Here is a 19,483-nt window from a genome sequence, read left to right as displayed (position 1 = left end):
CGCTTTTTCTGCGCGCCGGGGCGGTCTTGCGACAGATGAAAAGGGAGGGCGCGGTGACACACTGGCCTGAGGGATATGGCCGGCGGATGCTGACCGAAGTGGACAGCACCAACGCCGAGGCGCAGCGTCTGGCGGGCACGTTGTCCGGGCCGGCATGGATCTGCGCGCTGTCGCAGACGGCGGCGCGCGGACGGCGCGGGCGCCCCTGGGCGAGCCCTGCGGGCAATTTCGCGGCGACGCTGCTGATGATGCCCCGCGAGGAAGCGCGCGTGCTGGCGCTGCGCAGCTTTGTGGCCTCGCTTGCCCTGTATGACGCGTTCGTGGCCGCGACGGGGCGGGTGGACGGGCTTGCGCTGAAATGGCCCAACGATGTGCTGCTGAACGGCGGCAAGGTCGCGGGTATCCTGCTGGAAAGCCTTGAGCCGCGCCGGGGCAGCGCCCATCTGGCTATCGGTATCGGGGTGAACCTGGTCGCCGCACCCGCCGCCGAACAGGTCGAACCCGGTGCGCTGCGCCCGGTATCCTTGCTGTCGGAAACCGGAGTGGGGGTGACTCCCGACGAATTCCTGACCTTGCTGGCGGCGGCCTACGCGCTGCGCGAGGCCAGCTTCGTGACCTATGGTTTTGCCGCAATCCGCGAGGCATGGCTTGCGCGCGCCGCCCGTCTGGGCGACATCATCACCGCGCGCACCGGCACGGCTGACATCACCGGCACGTTCGAAACCGTCGACCAGGCGGGGAACCTGGTTTTGAAAACCGCATCGGGACGGCAGGCGATTCCGGCGGCGGACGTGTTCTTCAGAGGAGGGGGGGGCGATGCTTCTGGCCATTGATTGCGGCAACACCAACACGGTGTTTTCGATCTGGGACGGGACGAAATTCCTGGCCACATGGCGCACGTCGACCGAACACCAGCGCACCGCCGATCAGTATTACGTCTGGCTGACATCGCTGATGCGGTACCAGAACATCGAAGCCCGGATCACCGACATGATCATCTCGTCCACGGTGCCCCGCGTGGTGTTCAACTTGCGTGTCCTGGCGGATCGCTTTTTCAACACCCGGCCCTATGTGGTGGGCAAGCCCGATTGCCGCCTGCCGGTTTCCGTGCGGGTGGACTCCGGCACCGCCGTGGGGCCCGACCGTCTTGTAAACACGGTTGCGGGATACGATCTGTACGGTGGCGATCTGATCGTTGTCGATTTCGGCACCGCGACCACGTTTGACGTGGTGGCCAACGACGGCGCCTATATCGGTGGCGTGATCGCGCCCGGCGTGAACCTGTCGCTTGAGGCGCTGCACCTTGCCGCCGCCGCCTTGCCGCATGTTGACATTTCCCGCCCGCACAGCGTTGTGGGCACCAACACCGTTGCCTGCATGCAGTCAGGCATCTTCTGGGGCTACATCGGCCTCGTCCGCGAAATCTGCAACCGTATCAAGACCGAACGGGATCGCCCGATGAAGGTCATTTCGACAGGTGGGCTGGCACCTCTTTTCCAGCAATCCGAAGACCTCTTCGACGAGTGGGTGGATGAACTCACGATGCATGGTCTGACCGTCATCCACGCATATAACAAGAGGCAGGAGGCCTCATGACAGATCGCATAATCTATCTCCCCCTCGGGGGCGCCGGCGAGATCGGCATGAACTGCTATGTCTATGGCTATGGTGCGCCGGGCAAGGAACGACTGATCGTCGTCGACCTTGGGGTCGCTTTCCCCGACATGGACACCACGCCGGGCGTCGACATCATCTTCGCCGACATCGCCTGGCTGGAAAAGAACCGCGACCGGATCGAGGCGGTGTTCATCACCCACGCCCACGAGGACCACATCGGTGCGGTGGGCCATTGCTTTGAACGGCTTGGCGTGCGCATTCACGCGCGGGCCTTTACCGCCAATCTGGCGCGTCAGAAGCTGGCGGAATACGGTCTTGGCGAAGACACGGTCAAGACCTGCTCGGCCTGGCCCGAAACCACCAAGGCCGGCCCCTTTACCGTTGGGTTCCTGCCGATTTCGCATTCGATTCCCGAAAGCTCGGCGCTGGTGATCGACACGCCGCAGGGGCGGTTGATCCACTCGGGCGATTTCAAGCTGGACCTCAACCCGATGGTGGGCGAAGCGTTCGACCCCGACCTGTTCGCCGAAGTCTCGGCCAAGGGCGTCAAGGCGCTCATCTGCGATTCCACCAATGTGTTCTCGCCCAATCCGGGCCGGTCGGAATCCGAACTTGGCGGCAACATCACCGAACTGGTCGCCAGCGCGCCTCAGCTGATCGTGGCGACGACATTCGCGTCCAACGTCGCACGGGTCAGGACGCTGGCCGAGGCGGGGCACCGCGCGGGCCGGTCGGTCTGTTTGCTGGGCCGCGCCATGCGCCGCATGGTCGAGGCGGCCATTGCCACCGGCGTTCTGACCGATTTCCCCACGGTGGTGCCGGTCGAGGATGCCAACCAGATCCCGCGCGAGAACCTGATGCTGATCGTCACCGGCAGCCAGGGTGAACGCCGTGCCGCCAGCGCGCAGCTGTCACGGGGCAAGTACAACGGCATCGAGCTGAAGGAAGGGGACATGTTCCTGTTCTCGTCCAAGACCATTCCCGGCAACGAGAAAGGCGTTGCCCACATCATGAACAATTTTTCGGAAAAAGGCGTGGATGTCGTGGATGAAAGCAATGGGCTTTACCATGTGTCGGGCCACGCCAACCGCCCCGATCTGGAACGGCTGCATGATATCGTATCGCCCCAGATGGTCATTCCGATGCACGGCGAACACCGCCACCTGCGCGAACATGTCAAGCTGGCCAAGGCCAGGGGCCGCGCCGGTGTGCTTGCCGTGAACGGCATGATGATCGACCTCAGCGGCAACACCCCCACGGTGGCCGAATGGGTTGACGCGGGGCGCACCTATCTGGACGGCTCGGTCCAGATCGGCGCGATGGATGGCATCGTACGCGACCGGATCCGCATGGCGCTGAACGGGCATGTGCTGGTCACGGTGATCCTGGACGAGGATGACGAGCCGCTGGGCGAACCCTGGTGCGAGCTGATGGGCCTTCCCGAAACCGGCCGCAGCAATGCCTCGCTCGTCGAGGTGCTCGAAGAGGATATGAGCCAGTTCCTTGGCCGGGCCGGGGCCAAGACCCTGACCGACGACGACAAGATCGAGGAAGGTTTGCGGCGCATCGTGCGCAACAGCGCGCAGAATGAAATCGGCAAGAAGCCGGAGGTCACGGTGGTGGTCAGCCGCCTGAGCTAAGTTGGCAACAGCGCCGGGGCGCCGCGTGCCGCGGTGCGGCAGTTTTTTGCCTTTCGGTGTCCCGCGCGCTAGATTGTCCGTCATGAATGTTGATTCCGCGGCGCAGCTTCCGGATCTGGATGCCTTGATCGCCTGCCCCTCCTGCGATGCCCTGTATCTTGAGCGCGACATCGCGCCCGGAGAAACGGCGACCTGCGCGCGCTGTCATGCGACGCTGGAGGCGCCGCGCAACACGGCGATGACGCGGATCATCATGCTTGCCCTTGCGGCGATCATCCTGATGGGGGCGGCGATCTTTTTCCCGTTTCTCGAACTTGAGGTGGCGGGCCGGTTTCACCGCGCTTCGCTGCTCGATACGGTGCGGGCGTTCTCAAGCGGGCTGACCGCGCCGCTGACCATCGCGATGGCGGCCCTGGTCGTGATTCTTCCGCTGACCCGTTTTGGCGCGATCATCTACACGCTGGCGCCGATGGCGTTCGGCCACCACCCGTGGCCGCACGCGGACAGCGCCTTTCGCATGGCCGAGGCGCTGCGCTCCTGGGCCATGGCCGAGGTGTTCATCGTCGGCGTCGCGGTGGCGCTGGTCAAGGTCGCCGGCTTGGCGCACCTGGGTATCGGACCGGCCTTCTGGGCCTTCGTCGGGTTGGTGATCGTCACCGTCCTCAAGGACAATTTCATGAGCAGGCTGACCATATGGAAAACGCTGGACGCGCGCCGCAAGTCCTGACCGCGCATGCGGCGGGCTTGGTCGGCTGCGTGCAATGCGGGCGTGTTCACCGCCCGGATGTCATGTACTGCGACCGCTGCGGCGCGGTGGTGACCCCGCCCGATCCGAGCAGCCTGCAACGGGTCTGGGCGTGGCTGCTGGCCGGGCTGATCGTGTACATCCCGGCGAACGTGTTCCCGATGCTGCGCACGTCGATACTGGGGCAGACCACCGACAGCACCATCTACGGCGGGGTCGTCGATCTGGTGCACCATGGCTCTTACGGGATTGCGGCGATCGTGTTTGTCGCCTCGATCATCATTCCCTGCGCGAAATTCGTCGCCATCATCTTTCTCGCGCTGACCGTCCAGCGCAGGGTCCGGATATCGACCCATGCCCGCCACAAGCTGTACGAGGTGGTGGAATTCATCGGCCGCTGGTCGATGATCGACGTTTTCGTGGTCGCGATCCTGTCGTCGCTCGTGCAGCTCGACTTTGCGGCTTCCATCAATCCCGGCATCGCGGCGGTCAGTTTCGCGTTGTCGGTTGCATTCACCATGATTTCCGCCGAGAGCTTCGACTCGCGGCTGATCTGGAACGCAGACGGGGAAGATTACAACAATGGCTGAACCTCAACCGGCCCAGATGAAGGTCGAAGGCCCCAAGCGGTCGTTCTGGCGCAACCTGTCTCTGGCCTGGCTCGTGCCTATCGGGGCGCTGGCAGTGACGCTTGGCGTGGCCTGGCAAAGCTACAACGAACGCGGCACCCTGATCGAGATCCGCTTCGAAAACGCCGCCGGAGTCGTGCCCGAGGAAACCACCATCCGCTACCGCGACGTGACCGTGGGCATGGTGGAAAAGATCGAGTTTTCCTCCGATCTGAGTTCGGTCGTGGTGACGGCGTCGATCGACGATCTGGTGGCCGAAGGGCTGACCCGCGACGCGCAGTTCTGGGTGGTGCGCCCCGAGGTCAGCGCCTCGGGCATTTCCGGGCTGTCGACCGTGCTGTCGGGCGTTTATATCGAGGCCGGGTTCGTGCCGCAGACCGATACCGGCACATCGGCGGCCGAATCCACCACATTCGAGGGGCTGGACACCCCTCCGCTGGTCAAGCCCGGCATGAAAGGCACCCGCATCGTGTTGCGCGCGGCGACCGGCACCCAGCTTTCGGCGGGTGCGCCGATCTTTCACCAGGGGATCGAGGTCGGGCGGATCGAAACACCCCGCCTGATCGACAGCGGAAACGGCGTCATCGCCGACGCCTTCATCGACGCGCCCTACGACAAGCGTCTGACCACGGCGACACGGTTCTGGGACACCTCGGGGTTCAACGTCAGCTTTGGCGCCGCGGGGTTCAATTTCTCGGTCGAAAGCCTGTCGACACTGATCCGCGGCGGGGTCGCCTTTGGCACCGTCTTTTCGGGCGGCGAGCCGGTGCCCTCGCGCTATGTCTTCGATCTGTTCGATGATTCCGAAGCGGCACGCGACAGCGTCTATTCCGACCTGACCGACAACGCCGTTACGCTGACGATCGCCTTCGATCAGTCGGTCAGCGGGCTGACGGTCGGCTCTCCGGTGACCTTCAGCGGTTTGAAAATCGGGCAGGTTCAGGCGCTTGGCGCCTTTATCGACGATGTCGACGGCGAACAGGAGGTCAAGCTGCGCGCGTCGGTGTCCATCGACCCGCGCGCCTTCGGACTGGACCCGGACACGCCGCAGGAAGATACCCTTGGCTTTCTGGGCGACAAGGTTCGCGACGGGCTGCGCGCCCGGCTGGCGTCCGAGGGGTTGTTCAGCACCGGCCTGATGATCGAGCTGATCGAATTGCCCATCGGCCAGCCGACCGCATCCTTCGATCCCGACGATCCGCAGATCCCGTCGGTCGAATCCAATATCGACGATCTGACCACCACGGCGCAGGGGGTGCTCACCCGCATCGACAACCTGCCCATCGAAGAGATGATCGAACAGATCACCGCAACGCTTGGCTCGATCGAGCGGCTTGTCGGCAACGAAGAGATGCAACAGGTGCCCGGTTCGGTCAACGGTCTGCTCACGGACGCGCGCGGGCTGATCGGCAGCGAAGGCTTCCAGACGCTTCCCGACGAGCTAAGCGCCACCGTCGGCGAACTTCGCACCATCGCCGAGGACCTGCGCACCGCCGATCTGGTGGGTACGCTGACGCGGGCGCTGGACAGTGCGGCGAACGCGGCGGACACGGTCAACGCGATGGCCGGCGATCTGGAAGGCGCGGCGTCGGAAATCCCGGGGCTGGTGGCCGAAGCGCGCGCGCTGGTCAAAAAGGCGAACACCTTGCCGCTGGAGGCATTCGTCAACCGGGCGAGCGACCTTCTGGACAGCGCCGACCGGCTGATCGACAGCGAGGACGCGCGTGCTTTGCCCGGCGCTCTGACCCGCGCGTTTGACGAAGCCCAGCGCGCGCTTGCCGAACTGCGTCAGGGCGGCGTGGTCGAAAACGCCAACGCCACGCTTGCCTCGGCGCGCGACGCCGCGGCGGCCATCGAAGAGGCCGCGCAGACGCTTCCGGCGCTGTCTCGGCGCATCGGCTCGCTTGTCGGGCAGGCGGAAACCACCATCGGCGGTTACGCGGACAATTCCGAGTTCAACCGCGAGACCGTTTCGGCCCTGCGCGAGGTACGCGAGGCCGCCGAGGCACTGACCAAGCTCGCCCGCCAGATCGAGCGCAACCCCAATTCCCTGCTATTCGGACGGTGATGCCCATGTTTCGTTATATCCCCCTTGTGCTGGTCCTCGCGGCTTGCGGAACCGATCAACGCTACCTGATCGATCCGCCCCAGGTGGCGGGATCTGCCCGCGTGCAGGTCGCCACGCTGGAAGTGCGCGACGTGTCGCTTCCCGCCTATGCCGAGGCGTCCGAAATTCTGGTCGAAGGTCCCGATGGCGGGCTTTCCCCGATCCAGAACGCGCTCTGGGCGGATGATCCGGTACGCGCGATGACGCTGGCGATTGCCGAACAGGTCGCGGCGGGGTCCTCGGCCACGGTCGCCCCCGAACCCTGGCCGCTGCAAGAAGACGCGCAGGCCGAGGTCACGGTGACGGTGGCACAACTGGTCGCGCAGGCCGATGGCACGCTGCGGATGACCGGGCAATACGCCCTGTCGTCCTATGACCGGATCGTGCGCGAACGCATCGTGCCCTTCAGCATCGCGCAGCCGATGAGGGACAATTCGCCCAACGCCGTCGCGGCGGCGACCGGCGCGGCCATTTCGCAGCTTTCGGCAGACATCATCGGGTCGCTGGCGCGCTGATCGGGGGGTCTCGTCCGGTCATGCAAAGCCCGGTGTTTACACACGGCGTCCGCAGGGGCGCCGTGTCGCCGGTTCAGCTTCGGCTGTCGGGAAGCGAGATATTGGCGACCTGCTCGGCGATGGGATCGGTCGACAGCGGGTGGCGCTCGACCTCGTAATCGGCGCTGTCGTGCATCCGTTCCCATTGGCCGCGCCGATACACCTCCAGCGCGCCGAACTGGGCCTTGTAGCCCATCTTGGTCGATCCCGGCACCCAGTAGCCCAGATAGACATAGGGAAGACCGGCCTCACGCGCGATTTCGACGTGATCGAGGATCATCCATGTGCCCAGGCTTTTCTTGTGCAATTCGGGTTCGTAGAAGGAATAGACCATCGACACGCCGTCATCCAGAACGTCGGTCAGGCACACGGCCTTGAGCGGGCCGCCCCTGCCGTCGGTATATTCCACGACACGGCTGCGGATCGGCGTTTCCTCGACCATCGCGGCAAATTCAAAGATGTCCATATCGGCCATGCCGCCATCGGCGTGGCGCGCATCCAGATAACGGCGAAACAGCGAAAACTGATCCTCTGTCGCCCAGGGACTGGAAACGCGGCGCACAAGGTTGGCGTTGCGTTTCAGCGCGCGGCGCTGGCTTTTCGCGGGCTGGAACCGGCGCACGTCAATGCGGGCGGACAGGCAGGCGCTGCAATCGGAACAGGACGGACGATAGAGCACGTTTTGCGACCGGCGAAACCCTTGTTTCGACAGGCTGTCGTTGAGTTTTTCGGCAGTATCGCCCTGAAGGGCGGTGAACAGTTTGCGTTCCATCCGACCGGGCAGGTACGGACAGGGCTGCGGTGCCGTTACATAAAATTGCGGTGCAAGCGGCAGCGAATGGCGCATGGGTGTCCCGTGTCAGGTTCGGTTTCGAAGGGTAGCAATGAATCGCCCGACCGCCAAGCCCCCCAGAAACAGCGAGATGACAGGACGAGGAAAATTGCGACCCAGGGCAAAGGAAAGTGTTTGTTGCGGAATTTGCAAGCCCGGCGGCTTGCAAATCACGGGCGTTTGTCTGCCCGTCGCGGTCGCGCGACGACGCCGTCTCAGGCGCGTCGGTTCAGCGCCGTCGTGCCAAGCAACAGGTCGGTCAGGCCCTGGCCGCGTTCCGTGGCGATCATGCAGACGATCGAGATCAGTTGCAGCGGCGCCATCGACACCGAAACCATGTAGCCCAGCGTGTGCAGAAACGCCTGGGGCAGATCGAACCGCTGTCCGCGCCAGTCGCGAAATTCGATCGCCATAAGGCGCATGCCCCAGGTGGCAGAGCCGCTGGCGAGGGTGATGACGCGGTAGGCAAAGCTGATGACCATCCACAGGGCAAAGAACACGAAGGCGCCCAGGAAGGCGGTAAAGACCAGCGCCACGAGGACCAGCAGGGCCACGATGATTGAATCGACCACCCAGGCAAGCCCGCGCTTGATCGCGACGCTGTCGTAAAAGCCGCGCTGGGTCACGGGATCGGGCAGGTGGGAAAGGGGGCTGTCGGAAAACATGGGGCTCTCTGAATTGGGGGGGTATGAAATTGCGCATGGCCCCCAGCGCGGGGCCATGCGTTGCCCGGTCAGGCGTCCTGCGCGGCGTCTTCCCTGACGTTGCGGGCTTTGTCGGCGCGGTCGTTCATGAACTGGTCGAACTCGGCCTTGTCCCGGGCATCGCGCAGCCGCTGAAGGAACTCTTCGAAATTCTTCTGCTCGTCTTCAAGCCGACGCAGCGTGTCTTCCTTGTAGGCGTCAAAGGCGGCGTTGCCCGAAGAGCGCATCGCGCTGAAGCCATGGCTGTAGCGCGCGGTCTGGCGGGTGAATTGGCGATTTTTGCGGCAGGCGGTTCCGAACATGCGATTGCTCCAGATCATGTAACCAAGGATGGAAAGGCCGATCGGCCAGAAGAGGATGAAGCCAAGAACCATGGCGACGATCCACGCGAACTTGCCGCGTTGGTCCAGCCAGGCTTCGGAACGCCTCAGCCAGCCGGGGTTGCGACCTTGGGTGGCATATTCCTGTGTGGCGGCGGTCATGGGGGTTGGTCCTTTGTCTCTCGTCAGGGTCATGTGAATGTCTTTCACATTACATGAGATCGGGATCGGGGCGGGTTCTTGCAAGGGGCGTATGTGAATGTTTTTTACATTTACATTATTCGCCGTGTGCTTTCAATTGCTTGCAAGATTTCAGAAAGGGATGGGCCGCTGTTCCTCGATCGCTTCCATGGCAAAATAGGATGTCACCGTCTCAAGTTCCACATCCTCGATCAGGCGTTTATACACCTCGTCATAGCTGTTCATGTCGTGGGTGATGATCTTGAGCAGGTAGTCGTAATCGCCGCCGATGCGGAAAAAGTCGATGACGTCGGGAATGGTCGACACATGGCTGCGAAAGCGTTTCAGCCAGTCCGCCGAATGGTGCCGCGTCCGGATCATCACGAAAACCACCAGCCCGGCGCCAAGCTGCGCGCGATCCAGCACGACGGTGTGGTTGCGGATCACCCCGGCGGCATCCAGCGCCCTGAGCCTGCGCCAGCAGGCGTTCTGCGACAGGCCGACCCTGTCGGACAGGGCGCGCTGTGACAGCGAAGCGTCGCGTTGCAGCTCAGTCAGGATAAGGCGGTCAATATGATCTATTTTCAGGCTCATGATTGGGTCATACGATAGAATTTCTGCCTCATAAAGAGGAATTCATGTGAGGTATTTTGCGTTCGCTGTGACATGATCCGAAACATACACCCCTGGATGCAAAACGGACCGCTCATGCCGCCTCTTGATGATTTTGCCGCAACGCTGCGGCGCCCCGATCTTGCCGACTGGTTGCGCGGCGGTCTGATCGGCGACGGTGCAACGGTCGAGGGACCCTTTGGCGCGCGCCCGCTGGTCTATGCCGATTACGTCGCCTCGGGGCGTGCGCTTGCCCAGGTCGAGGATTTCATCCGCGACACCGTGCTGCCCTATTACGCCAACAGCCACACCCAAGCCTCCTATTGCGGGGCGTTCATGACCCGCCTGCGCGAAGCGGCTCGCGCCGAAATCGCCCGGATCGTCGGGGCGGGCGACGGCATGAGCGTGGTGTTCGCCGGCGCCGGATCGACGGCGGGGCTGAACAGAATCGTCTCGTTGCTGGACCTGTCGGGCACCGTGGCACGCGGCGGGCGGGCGGTGGTGCTTGTCGGTCCGTATGAGCACCATTCGAACCTGCTGCCCTGGCGCGAGTCCGGGGCCGAAGTGATCGAGATTGCCGAATCCGCCGCGGGTGGCCCCGATATGTCCGATCTGGAGGCGCGGCTGACCGCGGCCGCAGGCGCGGAAATCGTCGTTGGCGCCTTTGGCGCGGCGTCGAACGTGACCGGCATCCTGACCGACACCGATGCGGTGACGCGGATACTGCGCCGCCACGGCGCGCTGGCGATCTGGGATTTCGGTTGCGCCGCGCCCTATGCCGAGATGCGGATGCGTCAGGGAACGGATGCGGAAAAAGACGCTATCGTTCTGTCTGCGCACAAGTTTCCGGGCGGGCCGGGGGCCTCTGGCCTGATGATCCTGCGCGATTCCATTGCGCGCCGCGCGGCCCCGACGCTGCCGGGGGGCGGAACGGTCAGCTTTGTGTCCCCCTGGGGGCACCGCTATTCGGATGCGCTGGCCGAGCGCGAAGAAGGCGGCACTCCGAACGTGATCGGTGACATCCGCGCCTGCCTTGCGCTGCTGATCAAAGAGGCGCTTGGGCAGGACTGGCTGGACGCCCGTCAGCGCACCCTGCGGTCCCGTGCCGATGCGGTCTGGCGGCGCAACCCCCGGATCGAGATGCTGGGCCTGCACCGTCCCGATGCGCTGCCGATCTTTTCGTTCCGCGTGCGGAACGGGCAGGGCGGGTTGGTGCATCACCAGTTCTTTACCCGTCTGCTAAGCGACGTGCACGGCATCCAGGCGCGCGGAGGCTGCGCTTGCGCGGGGTCCTACGCGCACAGGCTGCTGGGGTTGGGCAAATCCGAATCCGACGCGATGTTCGCGTGTCTGGACGCGGGCGAGGAACTGGCCAAACCCGGCTGGGTCCGGCTCAACCTTTCGGCGCTGATGACCGACAACAAGGCGGATTTCGTGATTGCAGCGGTGGACAGGCTGGCCCATGAGGCGCCAGACTATCTTACGCATTATGACGTCGATCGGGCCACGGCCCGGTTTACCATTGCCATGTCAGAAAAGAGCCTCGCTTCGTGACCAGTCCCTTGTCCGCGCGTGCGTTCCGCACGCTGTTCGCCGCCCAGATCTGCTCGCTTGTCGGGGTGGGTTTTCTGACCGTCGCGCTGTCGCTGGCAGCCTGGCGGCTCGGCGGCCCCGAATCCGGGGGGCAGGTTCTGGGCCTGCTTCTGGCGCTGAAGATGGTGGCCTATGTCGGCCTTGCGCCGGTGTCCGAGGCGTTGCTCGCGCGGGTGCCGCGCAAAGCGGCGATGGTGGGGCTGGATGCAGGCCGGATGCTGCTGCTGGTGCCGATGGTTTTTGCGGTCGCGCCCTGGCAGATCGCAACGCTGGCCTTTCTGTTCTTTGTGCTGGCATCGGGGTTTACGCCACTGTTCCAGTCGGTGATCCCCGACGTTCTGCCGGATGAGGCGCAATACACCCAAGCGCTGGCCTGGTCGCGCATCGCCTACACGCTGGAATCGGTGCTTAGCCCCGTCATCGCCGCGATGATGCTGAAACTGGTGGATCCGAACGCACTGTTCCTGTGCGCCGCTCTGGCCTTTGTCGGGTCGGTCGGTTTCTTGCTGGCAACGCCGTTTCCCGCGCGCGGCACGACCTTGCGCAAGGGGCCGTTCATCCAGCGCGCCTTGCGCGGCATGACGATCTATAGCCGCACACCGCGGCTGCGCGGGCTGTTCCTGCTGACGCTGGCGCTGTCGTTGAGCATGGCCTGGGTGCTGGTGAACACGGTGGTCTATGCGGGCACAAGGCTGGGGGACGCCGATGGGCTGTACCCTGTGCTGATGGCAGGCTACGGGGCCGGCGCCGCGCTGGGGGCCGTGAGCGTGCCGCGCCTGCTGCGGCGCATCCCCGAACGACGGGCGATGATCTGGGGCGTGTTCGGCTTCGCGGCGGTCGGCGCCCTGTTCGCGCTGCTGCCACAGCCGTCCCTGGCCGGGTTGCTGGTGGTCTGGGCCGGCTTTGGGCTGACCTCGTCGCTGGCGCTGACGCCGGGCGGCCTTGTGATCGCAAGATCGGCCAACCCCGATGACCGCGCGGCGGTGTTCGCTGCGCAGTTTTCGCTCAGTCACGCGGGCTGGCTGGTGGCGTATCCGCTGGCGGGCGCTTTGGCCGCGTCGCTGGGGCTGGAACCGGCGCTGCTGGCGCTTGCGGGGCTTTCGGTGCTGACGGCGGGTGTCGCGATGCGCGCCTGGCCCGCGTTTGATCCGCTGGAACGGGTGCACACCCACCCCGATCTGCCGCCAGACCATCCGCACCTGCGCCGCCATGACGGTCAGGGCGGGCAAAGCCGCCACGCCCATGCCTATCATATAGACGATCTGCATCCCCGGTGGGCAAACGCCCAAGTTTGATGCTGAACCGCACCCCGACTTTGATGTAGGAAGATTCGTATGCAAACGAACGATACATATTCGATCGACGGACAGGGGCTGGCAGCGCTCGAAGCGCGTCTGGCCGAGGATCTTGCGTTTCTGTGCCATCCGGGCAAGGGATGGGTTCCCCCGCGGGACGGGGTCACCGATGTGGTGATTATCGGCGCCGGCATGTGCGGCATGGTCGCCTGGCTGAACCTGACTTCCGGTGGCATCCACAACATCCGTGTGCTGGATCGCAATCCCGAAGGGTACGAGGGGCCGTGGCTGAACTATGCCCGCATGCAGACCCTGCGCTCGCCCAAGGTGCTGACCGGCCCCGCCGCCGGGCATGGCGCGCTGACCTTTCAGGCGTGGTTTCGTGCGCAGTTCGGGGCCGAAGCCTGGGACGCGCTGGACAAGATCCCGCGCCCGCAATGGATGGATTACCTGCGCTGGTACCGCCGCGCCGTGGGGGTGCCGGTGGAAAATAACGTATCGGTGGACAAGGTCGAACCGCAAGGCGATCTGCTGAACCTGACGCTGGGCAGCGGCGAGCAGGTGCTGTGCCGCAAGCTGGTGTTCGCCACGGGCCGCGACGGCACCGGCGGGCCGAATATTCCGGGCTTTGTCGACGGGCTGGATCGCGGTTTCTGGGCCCACAGCGCCGATGACATCGACTTTGACGCGCTGCGCGGCAAACGCGTGGCGGTGATCGGCGTCGGGGCGTCGGCTGTGGACAACGCGGCCGAGGCACTGGAACATGGCGCGGCCGAAGTCCGTCACCTGATCCGGCGCGACACCATGCCGACCGTCAACAAGATGATGGGCATCGGCTCGTTCGGGTTTACCGCCGGGTTTGCCGATCTGCCGGACGAATGGCGCTGGCGTTTCATGCAATACAGCTTTGCCACGCAGACGCCGTCTCCGCACGGATCGACGCTGCGGGTCAGCCGCCACCCCAATGCCTTTTTCCATTTCGGCAAGGCCACCACGCGCGTCGAGGATATCGGCGACGAGATCAGGATCCATTTCGCCGACGGTACCTCGCATGTCTGCGATTTCCTGATCCTGGGCACCGGCTTTGTCATCGACCCGATGGCGCGCACCGAATTTGGCGATGTCGCGGGCGAGATCCTGTTGTGGCGCGACGCCTATACCCCGCCCGAAAGCGAACAAAGCCGCGATCTGGGGAATTTTCCCTATCTCAACCCCGATTTCACCTTTCGCGAAAAGACACCCGGCGCGGTGCCGTGGCTGCGCCATGTTTATTGCTTCAACTACGGATCGTCGGCGTCTCTGGGCAAGGTTTCGGGCGATATTCCGGGCGTGTCCGAAGGCGCGGCCTGGCTGGCGCGCTCCATGGCGTCCACGCTTTATTCAGAAGATATTTCAACGCATTGGCAGGCGATGCTGAACTACGAACAGCCCGAGCTTGACGGCAGTGAATGGACAGCCTCGGACCTGCCGCAGACCAGCAAGGAGAAAGTCGCGTGAGCCTCTTTCAGACCACCGCGCTTGACACCGCAGGCATCGACACCGGCCCGGTCGCGGATGCGGTTCGGACCCGCGCCAACATCATGCAGGCCACGCAGGCCGCCGAAGACGCGGTGATGGCACCGTTATACGCGGGGGCCTTTTCCCACGACCTGCGCGCCGCCCTTGCCGCGCGCATGGCGCAATCGGGGGGCGTGCCCGAACTGGCGACACGCTACCTTGCGCGTGCCGGAGACATGGCGCCGCTGGCCGATCCCGCGTCAGACGGCGCGGCGCAGGGCCTGGCGCATATCATCGCCTTCGTCGATCGCGCGGCCAACGCCACCAGGGATGTCGCCGCAAGCGACATTTCGGGGCTGCAAGCGGCCAGCGTATCGGATGCCGACATCGTGCGCCTGTGCGAACTGGTCGCCTTTACCGCCTATCAGCTGCGCGTTGTCGCCGGCCTCAGGCTGATGAAAGGGGGTGCGGCGTGACCCGCATCGTCCATAAATTCACCCGCACCGTTCCGACCTGGCGGCCGCGCCTGAGGCCGGTCGACCTTGCCACCGCCACGCCCGAACAGCTTTCGGCGCTGTCGGTGACGCCCTCCAACACCAAGGTGTCCGATTATGTGCTGACGCTGGCGCATGACGTCGAAAGCCTCAAGGTACGCTCGCCGCTGTTCAATGCCATCATGTACGACGCAGGTGGCATGAGCCGCGCCGAGCGCGAGCTGGGCGCCATCGGCGCCAGCATGGTCAACCGCTGCATCTATTGCGCCGCCGTGCATGCGGACCGCCACGCCAAGCTGGAAAAAGACACCGCCGTCACCGACGCGCTTTTCAGCAAGGGCGAAAACGCCGATCTGTCTGCGCGCAACCGGGCGATTTTCGATTTTGCGCGCAAGCTGTCCGAAGCGCCGGTCGCCGCGACGCCCGAAGACATGGCCATGCTGAAGAAGGTGGGGCTGAGCGACGAGGAAATCCTTGATCTTATCCTGTCCACGGCGCTGTTCGGCTGGGCCAACCGGCTGATGCATGTGCTTGGCGATCCGGTCCGCGACGAGGTCGGCGCATGAGCCGGGTTGGTATCGCGGGCGCCGGGTCCATCGCCTTCGGCTCGGCGGCGTTGCTGCATGTGAACGGGCATGATCCGATGCTGTGGTCGCCCTCGGGGGCATCGACACGGGCACTGGAGGATGCTCCGCTGACCGCCACCGGCGCGATTGACGCGCAATTTGCGCCGCGCGTCGCCACATCGGCCCAGCAGCTTTGCGAAGACAACGACGCGATCCTGATTGCGCTGCCCGGCTATGGCCACAAGGCCGTGTTCGACGCGCTTGCCCCGCATATCCGCGACGGCCAGCATGTCATCGTGTCCAGCCACGCCAGCTTTGGGGCGGTCTACCTGACCCGGTTGCTGGATGCGCGTGGCATCACCGCGCCGATCACCGCCTGGGGTACCACCGCCGTCACCGGGCGGCGGGGCGAGGGCGCGACCGTCACGGTCAACACCGTGCGCGGGAAGGTCGATCTGTGCACCGTGCCCGAGACACGGGCCGATTGTGCCCGTGCCGTGTGCACCGGGCTGTTCGGCGATGTCTTTGTGCCGCGCGACGGTCTTCTGGCGATCATGCTGTCCAATCTCAACCCGCAGAACCACCTTGGCATCGCGCTTGGCAACATCACCCGGATGGAGCGCGGCGAGACCTGGTCGCAGGGCCAGAACGTCACGCCCAAGGTCGGCGCCCTGCTAGAGGCGCTGGACGCCGAACGCCTTGCCATCGCTGACGCGCTCGGGCTGCAGACCAAGACCATCTTCGAACATTTCTCGGCCAGCTTCCATGTGCCCATGTCCAGCATCAGCGAGATGAACCAGCAGATGCATGCGCAAGGCAACGGCGGCACCGGCCCGGCCACCGCCGACAGCCGCTATGTCACCGAGGACGTGCCCTATGGCCTTGTGCCCACCGCCGTGCTGGGCCGCCTTGCGGGGCGTCCCGCCACCCTTCACGAGGCCGGAACGCAGATTTTCGGGGCGATGTATGGCCGCGATTTCACTGCTGAAAACGACATTCTGAACGCGCTGGACCTGACCGGTCACACGCTTGACGACCTGCGCGGGGCCGCCCGTACCGGCCTTTTGCGGAAAACGCCGGAACCGGCGAACTGAATAAAAAAAAGATACGGACCCACCCAACAGAGAGACCGCCATGACCAGACTTAGCATGAACCGCCGCAAGCTTCTGACCACCGCTGCCCTGTCCGGTGCCGCCCTTGCAACCCCGGCCTATCTGCGCCGCGCCCACGCCCAGTCGGGCGGCGAGGTCAACATCTGGACCTATAACGATTTTGTCCCCGAGGCGTTCAGGGAACAGTTCCAGGACGAAACGGGCATCAAGATCAACGTCCGCCTCGTCGACGACCAGGGCAAGCAGTTCAGTCTGCTGGCCGCCGAAGCGCCCAACCCCACGGTCGACATCATGACCGTCGCCGGCCACCGTTTCCTGCAATTCATCGACAGCGACCTGCTGGCGCCGCTGGATACCGATCGGCTGTCCAACTGGGGGAACATCAACCCCACGTTCAGCGAATCCGACTGGGCCACGATCCAGGGTCACAAATGGGGCGCGCCGATCCTGTCGGGGATGGAGGTGCTTGCCTACAATTCCGACATCGTCAGCGCCGAGGAGGCACAGACCTGGGACACGCTGTTCAGCGAAACCTACGCGAAACAGACCGCCTATATCATTCAGGACATGATGTCGATCATCATGCTCAAGATGGGCTATGACGGCAACATGGTCGAATATCTCGACAACCCGGAACGGGCCGCGGCAATCGTCGAGGAAGCCAAGAATTTCCTCATCGAACACAAGCCGCTGGTGCGCAAATATTACGATGGTGGCGCGGAGTTCCAGCAGATGATGGTCAATCAGGACATCGTTCTGGGCCATTCGTGGAACGGACCTGCGGCCGCGCTCATCAACGACGGTTTCCCGCTGGGAATGACCATCCCGCGCGAAGGCTCCTACGGATTCGTCTACACGTTCAACATCGCCAACAACGCGCCGAACATGGACAACGCCTACACCTTCCTGAACGCGATCCTTGCGTCGCCCGAGGTTGGCGCGGCGATGACCAAGGCATCGGGGTTCATCTCGACCTACAAGGGTGCGTCGGAATACCTGACCGACCTGGAAAAGAAATCGACCTCGTTCCCCGAAGAGCAACTGGCCAACCTTCAGTTCTTTCGCGCCGAGGCGAACGAGATGAAATACGGCCTGGTCGATCCGGCGGTCGAGGCCATCAAGGCCGCCTGACCCCGCCCGGTCAACAGGCCGGTCACCCCACGGACCGACCGCCCGGCCCTGCGCCGGGCGGCACGGCGTTTCCCGTTCGAAAGGGTTTCCTTCATGACCTTCCCGGCATCCGCGCGCGAAGAACGCGGCGCCACCGCCGCCCGCGACCGCACGTTCTGGGGCAAGCTGTCAGGCTGGGCACCTTACGGCGCGGCGTTGCGCGTGGCGACGGCATCGCCGCGCCGCCAGTTCCTGATCCTTGCGATATGTCCGGTGATCTGGGTGTTGACCCAGCACCTTGGGCCGATGGTTCAGATGCTGCGGGTGTCGCTGACCGATGCCTACCCGGTCGCCCCGGGCACGCCGCAGCATTTCACCATCGAACATTACCTGGCCTTCTTTCACGACCCGCTGTTCTGGCAGCCGTTCTTTCGCACGCTGAGCTTTGCGGGGGTGTTCACCTTCTGTACGCTCGTGCTGACCTATCCGGTGGCGTATTTTCTGGCCCGCCACGTCCGTCCGAAAAACCGGATGCTGCTGCTTTTGCTGTTGCTGATCCCGTTCTGGGTGGGCGAAATCGTGCGCACCTATGCCATCATGATCCTGCTGGGCAACACGGGGGCCGTGAACCTGGTGCTGAAGTGGATCGGGCTGATCGACCGGCCGATCCCGTTCATGTACACCAGCTTTTCGATGGGCGTCGGCATCGTCTACCTGACCGCGTTATATATGCTGCTGCCGCTGTACTCGGCGTTGGAAAAGCTGCCGGCGTCGTTGAATGAAGCCGCTGCCGATCTGGGAGCGGGCGCGTGGACCCGATTCCGCCGCGTGACGCTGCCGCTGACGCTGGAAGGCATCTCGTCAGGCTGTACGCTGGTGTTCCTGATCTCGACCGGGTTTTACGCCACGCCGGTGCTGCTGGGCGGGCCTTCCACCACGGTGTTTGCCGAAACCATAGCGGGGTTTTTTCATGTCGCGGGCGACCAGTGGCCGACCGGCGCGGCCTTTGCCATCATCATGTTCCTGGCCGCGCTGCTTGTCACCGCCGCGTTCCAGAAGCTCATGTCCAGCCTGCGCAAGGGAGACAGCAAATGACCCGGCACAACCGCATCCTGCTGTCCTGCGTCTACTGGGCCTTTGTCGCCTACGTGTTCGTGCCGCTGATCCTGATGGTGCTGATGGGGTTCAAGGACAGCAAGTTCATCGGCTTTCCGATCCGCAGCTATACCACCGACTGGTACACCGGCGTGTTGCAGGACACCGAAACCCTGACCGCCTTTGGCTATTCGGTCGCCATCGCCGTGCTGTCCACGGTGATTTCGGTGCTTGTCGGAACCTGGATCGCCGTGCTGCTCGAAGGGCGCAAGTTCTGGGGCAGGGCGGTGATCCTTGGCATGACGATCCTGCCGGCGCTGATCCCCGGAATCATCTCGGCCATCGCGTTCCGCATCTATGCACGTCTGCTCGGGATCGAAACCGGCATGGGCGCCATCGTCTGGAGCCACGCTGTCCACAACGTGCCTTTTGTGGTGCTGGTGGTCATGGCCCGCCTGTCGACCCTGCCCAAAAGCCAGATCGAAGCGGCGCGCGACCTTGGTGCCGATCCGCTGATCGCTTTCCTGCGCATCACATTCCCCTATCTTGTGCCCGCGATCATGGGCGCCAGCATCTTCTGCCTTCTTCTCAGCTTTGACGATTTCGTCCGGTCGTTTTTCCTGGGGGGCTACGAGCCGACCCTGCCGGTGCTGATCTTTGCCAAGCTGAAATCGGGGATGTCCCCGGAAATCAACGCCATCGCGACCGTTGCGCTGGTCCTGACCGCCGTGATCGGCGTCTGGGCAGAACGCTTTACCCGCCGCATGAACAAGGACTGAG

Annotated in this window: 20 protein-coding genes; 16 read left to right on the top strand and 4 right to left on the bottom strand. The window is 64.1% G+C overall.

The genetic code is table 11. From position 1 onward, the window contains the following. The first annotated feature begins 53 nt into the window (after positions 1–53). The 7 genes from ATI53_RS11090 (at position 54) to ATI53_RS11060 (ending at position 7,253) form a co-directional block, all read left to right on the top strand. A complete protein-coding gene (locus ATI53_RS11090; RefSeq protein WP_223865921.1) occupies positions 54–833 on the top strand; it encodes a biotin--[acetyl-CoA-carboxylase] ligase in 780 nt (259 codons plus the stop codon). Continuing rightward, a complete protein-coding gene (locus ATI53_RS11085; RefSeq protein ID WP_009503633.1) occupies positions 817–1,596 on the top strand; it encodes a type III pantothenate kinase in 780 nt (259 codons plus the stop codon). The genes ATI53_RS11090 and ATI53_RS11085 overlap by 17 nt, the downstream gene beginning before the upstream one ends. Beyond that, on the top strand, positions 1,593–3,257 hold the full coding sequence (locus tag ATI53_RS11080) for a ribonuclease J (RefSeq protein WP_009503632.1): 1,665 nt from the start codon (positions 1,593–1,595) through the stop codon (positions 3,255–3,257). The genes ATI53_RS11085 and ATI53_RS11080 overlap by 4 nt, the downstream gene beginning before the upstream one ends. 82 nt (positions 3,258–3,339) lie before the next feature. Further along, on the top strand, positions 3,340–3,984 hold the full coding sequence (locus tag ATI53_RS11075) for a paraquat-inducible protein A (RefSeq protein WP_009503631.1): 645 nt from the start codon (positions 3,340–3,342) through the stop codon (positions 3,982–3,984). Further along, the gene (locus tag ATI53_RS11070; RefSeq protein WP_009503630.1) at positions 3,951–4,592 is read left to right on the top strand and encodes a paraquat-inducible protein A; all 642 of its coding nucleotides are present in this window, start codon (positions 3,951–3,953) and stop codon (positions 4,590–4,592) included. The genes ATI53_RS11075 and ATI53_RS11070 overlap by 34 nt, the downstream gene beginning before the upstream one ends. Then, a complete protein-coding gene (locus ATI53_RS11065; RefSeq protein ID WP_009503629.1) occupies positions 4,585–6,699 on the top strand; it encodes an MlaD family protein in 2,115 nt (704 codons plus the stop codon). The genes ATI53_RS11070 and ATI53_RS11065 overlap by 8 nt, the downstream gene beginning before the upstream one ends. Positions 6,700–6,704: 5 nt before the next feature. Beyond that, entirely contained in the window at positions 6,705–7,253 is a 549-nt protein-coding gene (locus ATI53_RS11060) for a PqiC family protein (RefSeq protein ID WP_034451959.1), read from the top strand. A 73-nt stretch (positions 7,254–7,326) separates the two neighbouring features. Here the strand turns inward: ATI53_RS11060 and ATI53_RS11055 are convergent, their stop codons facing one another. The 4 genes from ATI53_RS11055 to ATI53_RS11040 form a co-directional block, all read right to left on the bottom strand. Next, the gene (locus tag ATI53_RS11055; RefSeq protein WP_009503627.1) at positions 7,327–8,139 is read right to left on the bottom strand and encodes an arginyltransferase; all 813 of its coding nucleotides are present in this window, start codon (positions 8,137–8,139) and stop codon (positions 7,327–7,329) included. Between the two features lie 200 nt (positions 8,140–8,339). After that, the gene (locus tag ATI53_RS11050) at positions 8,340–8,789 is read right to left on the bottom strand and encodes an RDD family protein (RefSeq protein WP_009503625.1); all 450 of its coding nucleotides are present in this window, start codon (positions 8,787–8,789) and stop codon (positions 8,340–8,342) included. A 68-nt stretch (positions 8,790–8,857) separates the two neighbouring features. Beyond that, positions 8,858–9,310 (bottom strand): DUF2852 domain-containing protein, encoded by a 453-nt coding sequence (locus ATI53_RS11045; RefSeq protein WP_009503623.1) that lies wholly within the window; start codon positions 9,308–9,310, stop codon positions 8,858–8,860. A 150-nt stretch (positions 9,311–9,460) separates the two neighbouring features. Then, entirely contained in the window at positions 9,461–9,922 is a 462-nt protein-coding gene (locus ATI53_RS11040; RefSeq protein ID WP_009503621.1) for an Lrp/AsnC family transcriptional regulator, read from the bottom strand. Positions 9,923–10,036: 114 nt separating this feature from the next. Between ATI53_RS11040 and ATI53_RS11035 the strand changes: the two genes are divergently transcribed. From ATI53_RS11035 to ATI53_RS10995, 9 genes are all read left to right on the top strand, one after another. Further along, positions 10,037–11,494 carry an aminotransferase class V-fold PLP-dependent enzyme gene (locus tag ATI53_RS11035; RefSeq protein WP_170134558.1) on the top strand — a complete coding sequence of 486 codons (1,458 nt, stop codon included), beginning with the start codon at positions 10,037–10,039 and terminating at the stop codon, positions 11,492–11,494. After that, positions 11,491–12,828, top strand: coding sequence for an MFS transporter (locus ATI53_RS11030; RefSeq protein WP_111550420.1), 1,338 nt, complete (start codon positions 11,491–11,493; stop codon positions 12,826–12,828). The genes ATI53_RS11035 and ATI53_RS11030 overlap by 4 nt, the downstream gene beginning before the upstream one ends. A gap of 39 nt (positions 12,829–12,867) precedes the next feature. Next, complete coding sequence (locus ATI53_RS11025) at positions 12,868–14,325, top strand: NAD(P)-binding domain-containing protein (RefSeq protein WP_009503618.1); 1,458 nt, start codon at positions 12,868–12,870, stop codon at positions 14,323–14,325. After that, on the top strand, positions 14,322–14,801 hold the full coding sequence (locus tag ATI53_RS11020) for a hypothetical protein (RefSeq protein ID WP_111550419.1): 480 nt from the start codon (positions 14,322–14,324) through the stop codon (positions 14,799–14,801). The genes ATI53_RS11025 and ATI53_RS11020 overlap by 4 nt, the downstream gene beginning before the upstream one ends. Then, positions 14,798–15,385, top strand: coding sequence for a peroxidase-related enzyme (locus tag ATI53_RS11015; RefSeq protein WP_111550418.1), 588 nt, complete (start codon positions 14,798–14,800; stop codon positions 15,383–15,385). The genes ATI53_RS11020 and ATI53_RS11015 overlap by 4 nt, the downstream gene beginning before the upstream one ends. Then, positions 15,382–16,479, top strand: a complete 1,098-nt coding sequence (locus tag ATI53_RS11010) for an NAD/NADP-dependent octopine/nopaline dehydrogenase family protein (RefSeq protein ID WP_111550417.1) — start codon at positions 15,382–15,384, stop codon at positions 16,477–16,479. Before ATI53_RS11015 ends, ATI53_RS11010 begins: the two co-directional genes overlap by 4 nt. Before the next feature lie 40 nt (positions 16,480–16,519). Then, positions 16,520–17,629, top strand: a complete 1,110-nt coding sequence (locus ATI53_RS11005; RefSeq protein ID WP_111550416.1) for an ABC transporter substrate-binding protein — start codon at positions 16,520–16,522, stop codon at positions 17,627–17,629. Between the two features lie 93 nt (positions 17,630–17,722). Next, positions 17,723–18,703, top strand: a complete 981-nt coding sequence (locus tag ATI53_RS11000) for an ABC transporter permease (protein WP_111550415.1) — start codon at positions 17,723–17,725, stop codon at positions 18,701–18,703. Then, positions 18,700–19,482 carry an ABC transporter permease gene (locus ATI53_RS10995; protein WP_111550414.1) on the top strand — a complete coding sequence of 261 codons (783 nt, stop codon included), beginning with the start codon at positions 18,700–18,702 and terminating at the stop codon, positions 19,480–19,482. Before ATI53_RS11000 ends, ATI53_RS10995 begins: the two co-directional genes overlap by 4 nt. Position 19,483 lies beyond the last annotated feature (1 nt).

Origin of the sequence: Salipiger aestuarii, from assembly GCF_003259905.1 — a bacterium.
GTDB classification, from domain to species: domain Bacteria; phylum Pseudomonadota; class Alphaproteobacteria; order Rhodobacterales; family Rhodobacteraceae; genus Salipiger; species Salipiger aestuarii.
The sequence above is the reverse complement of the archived record's forward strand: the minus strand, read 5'-3'. Positions and strand labels throughout refer to the sequence as shown.

Bases quoted from the DNA above. Each gene is read 5' to 3' on its own strand.
- ATI53_RS11005 (WP_111550416.1), top strand. From the start codon at position 16,520: ATGACCAGACTTAGCATGAACCGCCGCAAGCTTCTGACCACCGCTGCC.
- ATI53_RS11035 (WP_170134558.1), top strand. From the start codon at position 10,037: ATGCCGCCTCTTGATGATTTTGCCGCAACGCTGCGGCGCCCCGATCTT.
- ATI53_RS10995 (WP_111550414.1), top strand. From the start codon at position 18,700: ATGACCCGGCACAACCGCATCCTGCTGTCCTGCGTCTACTGGGCCTTT.
- ATI53_RS11075 (WP_009503631.1), top strand. From the start codon at position 3,340: ATGAATGTTGATTCCGCGGCGCAGCTTCCGGATCTGGATGCCTTGATC.
- ATI53_RS11000 (WP_111550415.1), top strand. From the start codon at position 17,723: ATGACCTTCCCGGCATCCGCGCGCGAAGAACGCGGCGCCACCGCCGCC.
- ATI53_RS11060 (WP_034451959.1), top strand. From the start codon at position 6,705: ATGTTTCGTTATATCCCCCTTGTGCTGGTCCTCGCGGCTTGCGGAACC.
- ATI53_RS11065 (WP_009503629.1), top strand. From the start codon at position 4,585: ATGGCTGAACCTCAACCGGCCCAGATGAAGGTCGAAGGCCCCAAGCGG.
- ATI53_RS11010 (WP_111550417.1), top strand. From the start codon at position 15,382: ATGAGCCGGGTTGGTATCGCGGGCGCCGGGTCCATCGCCTTCGGCTCG.
- ATI53_RS11070 (WP_009503630.1), top strand. From the start codon at position 3,951: ATGGAAAACGCTGGACGCGCGCCGCAAGTCCTGACCGCGCATGCGGCG.
- ATI53_RS11045 (WP_009503623.1), bottom strand. From the start codon at position 9,310: ATGACCGCCGCCACACAGGAATATGCCACCCAAGGTCGCAACCCCGGC.
- ATI53_RS11040 (WP_009503621.1), bottom strand. From the start codon at position 9,922: ATGAGCCTGAAAATAGATCATATTGACCGCCTTATCCTGACTGAGCTG.
- ATI53_RS11025 (WP_009503618.1), top strand. From the start codon at position 12,868: ATGCAAACGAACGATACATATTCGATCGACGGACAGGGGCTGGCAGCG.
- ATI53_RS11080 (WP_009503632.1), top strand. From the start codon at position 1,593: ATGACAGATCGCATAATCTATCTCCCCCTCGGGGGCGCCGGCGAGATC.
- ATI53_RS11050 (WP_009503625.1), bottom strand. From the start codon at position 8,789: ATGTTTTCCGACAGCCCCCTTTCCCACCTGCCCGATCCCGTGACCCAG.
- ATI53_RS11055 (WP_009503627.1), bottom strand. From the start codon at position 8,139: ATGCGCCATTCGCTGCCGCTTGCACCGCAATTTTATGTAACGGCACCG.
- ATI53_RS11085 (WP_009503633.1), top strand. From the start codon at position 817: ATGCTTCTGGCCATTGATTGCGGCAACACCAACACGGTGTTTTCGATC.